3 protein-coding genes are annotated in these 3,324 nt (G+C 49.1%); all 3 read right to left on the reverse strand.

The annotated features are described in order from the left end of the window. Positions 1-252: 252 nt before the first annotated feature. Positions 253-984 carry a response regulator transcription factor gene (locus AAFP11_RS30020; protein WP_340525422.1) on the reverse strand — a complete coding sequence of 244 codons (732 nt, stop codon included), beginning with the start codon at positions 982-984 and terminating at the stop codon, positions 253-255. Between the two features lie 142 nt (positions 985-1,126). Beyond that, complete coding sequence (locus tag AAFP11_RS30025) at positions 1,127-2,035, reverse strand: CoA-binding protein (RefSeq protein WP_341740281.1); 909 nt, start codon at positions 2,033-2,035, stop codon at positions 1,127-1,129. Positions 2,036-2,226: 191 nt separating this feature from the next. After that, positions 2,227-3,324 (reverse strand): ATP-grasp domain-containing protein (locus tag AAFP11_RS30030; RefSeq protein ID WP_341740282.1); only part of this gene is annotated, 1,098 nt, incomplete at its 5' end.

Below are 3,324 nucleotides of genomic sequence, written 5' to 3' on the forward strand. Positions count from 1 at the left end.
ACTCTTTGAGTCTCGGATGGATGTTTTTCAAGATATTCTCGGAGCTGGCTCATGTTTTTTGAGGTAAAATTCCATTATAATTTAAGAGCGATCGGCAAACTATTTCTTTTTGGGAGATGTCTAATGACTTCAATCACAATGTTTACGTAACTCCTAACGGACAATTGCCCTGTCCCAAATAATCCAATTCATCCTGTCAGGAAAAACCGAGGCGATCACCAATTAATTCCCAACATCAAATCAGCAAGCAAATTAAGAAATTACAACCCTAGATAGCGGTGAATTCCATTCATTCCCATTTAACAATTCCAAATTCAGCCGATAGCCAACATTCCGCACAGTTTGAATCAGACTCGGCTGTCGCGGATCGATTTCGATTTTTTTCCGCAAAGACAGTACATGAGTGTCAATGGTGCGCGGGTTGTCAATAGCATCGGGCCAAGCTCTGCGCAGTAAGTCCGATCGCGACAGAGGGACTCCTCCAGCTTGAGCCAGCACGTACAACAGGCTGAATTCCTGGGGAGTGAGTTCGATATGTTGTTCGTACAAACGCACTCGGCGTTGCACCAAATCAATTTTGAGCAGCCCGCACTCCAGGGTAGCCGGCGGTATCATCGTGCGGTTGCGACGCATCAAAGCTTCTACCCGCGCCATAAATTCTTGCATCCCAAAAGGTTTGGTGAGGTAATCGTCAGCCCCCGACTTCAAACCTTCAACAATATCCGCTTCAGAATTCCGGGCTGACAGCATTAAAATCAGCGACTGCTGCTGTTTTTGTAGCCATCGGCAAAATTCCAAACCGTCTCCATCTGGCAATTCTGCATCCAGAATTACTAGGGAGGGCTGTTGGCTGAAAAATATTTCCCTAGCATGATTGATATCCGCTGATTGATGCACCCAGTGACCGACTTGCTGTAGATGCCAGCCCAAGAGCGATCGCAGGTGCGGATTCCCTTCAACAATTGAAATACTAAGACATCCCACAGCAGCGAGCTTCCAATATCATTAATTGCTACCAGATTAACAGAGGTTTTGTCAAGGTTTTGTAACCATAGCTACCCAAATATTAGCTTCCAAACCTATGAATAAATACAGATTCAGAAAAAATGAATAAAGCCGATCGGATTTAGGAGACGTCTTGATTTTTCTTGAGTAATTTATTTATCAACTTAGGTACCTCGGAAGGTCGAGAAGCGACTGGGATATTTGCCTCTTCAAAGGCAGCCATTTTATTTTCTGCTGTCACCCCAAAGGCAGTCCGCGCCGCAGCCCTAGAGCTGATCAGGATGCCGGCGTGGCCCAAAGATGGCCCTTTGGGAGCATAGCGGCCAGCCAGGTAAGCCACCACGGGTTTGTCGATCGCCTCAGCGATATAAGAAGCAGCCGCTTGTTCGCTCCAGCCGCCAACTTCCCCCACTAACACGATCGCCTCCGTAGTCTCATCTTCGTCCAAAATTTGCAGCCACTGCATAAAAGAAGAGCCGACAATCGCATCACAGCCAATACAAACAGCCATCGACTGTCCCAACCCCGCATTAGTCAATTCTAGAGCCACCTCGTAAGTCAAAGTGCTGCTGCGGCTGATAATCCCCACCGGGCCGGGAGTGTAAAACTCCTTGGGATGAGTTCCCAGCAATAACTTGTCAGGCACAATAATTCCCGGACTGTTGGGCCCAATCACCAAAGTTTCCATGGCTTCAGCTTTTCTGACTAAGCGCACCATATCCAGAGGAGGCACTCCTGGAGTGACGATCGCGATTTGCCGAATTCCAGCAGCGATCGCTTCGAGAGCCGCATCCAGCACCCAGTAGGGTTCCACCAAAATCACCGTGGTATCAATGTGCCCCACCGCCGCCACAGCTTGTTCCACCAAATCAAAAACCGGAATTCCCTCCAACTCCTGCCCGCCCCTACCGGGACTGACACCAGCCACTACATTTGTGCCGTATGCTTTCATCATCAGCCCCACAAGGGTTGACGCGGGAGATTCTGTAATGCCTTGTATGAGGACTTTACTCTCAGGAGTTAAATTCATAAAAACACTCGGTAAGTGGGAAACTCAGCGACTTTAGTCCTGAGAGGGAAACGACCCGGCGGTTTCAACCGCCTTGAATCTTCAAAATCAAAATAAGTAACTGTAACCATCTTTAAGGAAGAAGGAAGTTTGCCCAACTACGGAGTCGATCGGCCATTGATTGAAGGTTTCTATGATGTCGGGGCTTCCCGCTATTTAGCTAAAGACACAGCTTGTGCTACTGCCTGATCCAAAGTGCTCGCTAGTTGCACAGGCAACTGCCCCAAACGCTTTTTCACCCCATCTTCATCGATTGCCACCAAAAGCAGCACCACCTGAACTTGGCGATTGGCACGGGCTTTCCGTTCCAGATAGCCTACTACTGCCGAGATTGTCGCCTCGCTGGCTGCGGTACTAGCCAAAATATGCACCAGCACCACCTTCACGCTTTTATCCTGAGAGACTAACTCCAGAGATAACTCCAAGCGATCGCGCAGGGTCTTGGTTCCATCGTAGCGGTCTAGGGAACCGAGATTCACAAAATTAGCTGGTTTGCCTCCTTCGTGAGTCACCGCATCCAAAGTCGCCATTGTCAAACCCACCCCGTTGCACAAAACCCCAATATTCCCCTCTAGTTCCACCAAGTTCAAAGATTCAGAATTGGAGGATTGGGATTGAGAACTCCCTCCCAATTCCAAGGGCGAGTGCAGCAAATTCGAGTGGGCACTCCGGCGATCAACCTGACCTCTCCTGTGTCCTGGGAGCTTGGCATCTGCTTTCTTTTCCCCCAGGGCCGCCAAGTCTGGATGACGTCCCAAGGCATCATTATTGGCACTGACTTTACCGTCTAAAGCCATTACCTCTCCCTTGGGACTGATGCCCAGAGGATTGATTTCTACTAAATCTAAATCTTTTTCGACAAACAGCCGATACATTTTTTCGACAATTGTGCTGACTGATTGAATCAGATCTCCCTGCAATCCCATTTTCAGCATCAGTCGCCTCGCGTAGAAAGGCGAAAATTCTTGGTCTACAACAACTTGCTGCATTTTCTCGATCGACCCTTCCACATCCATACCTCCTTGTTGCGAGCCCAGAAGTACCGGGCGTCGCGCTACGGGATCTAGCAATACAGCCAAGTACAATTCTTGGTCGGCGTTGTACTTTGCCTCTGCTAGCAGGACTTCGGGATACTCCGATTCGATCGGCAAATTAAAAATTGTCTGAGCCGCAGCCACCGCATCGATCGTATTTTCCACAAACTTCACCCCACCGGCCTTACCCCGTCCCCCCGCCCGCACTTGGGACTT

The sequence above is a fragment of the Microcoleus sp. CAWBG640 genome, from assembly GCF_020883015.1.
GTDB lineage: Bacteria > Cyanobacteriota > Cyanobacteriia > Cyanobacteriales > Microcoleaceae > Microcoleus > Microcoleus anatoxicus.

Coding starts and splice junctions, on each gene's coding strand:
- AAFP11_RS30025 (WP_341740281.1), bottom strand. CDS start 2,035: ATGAATTTAACTCCTGAGAGTAAAGTCCTCATACAAGGCATTACAGAA.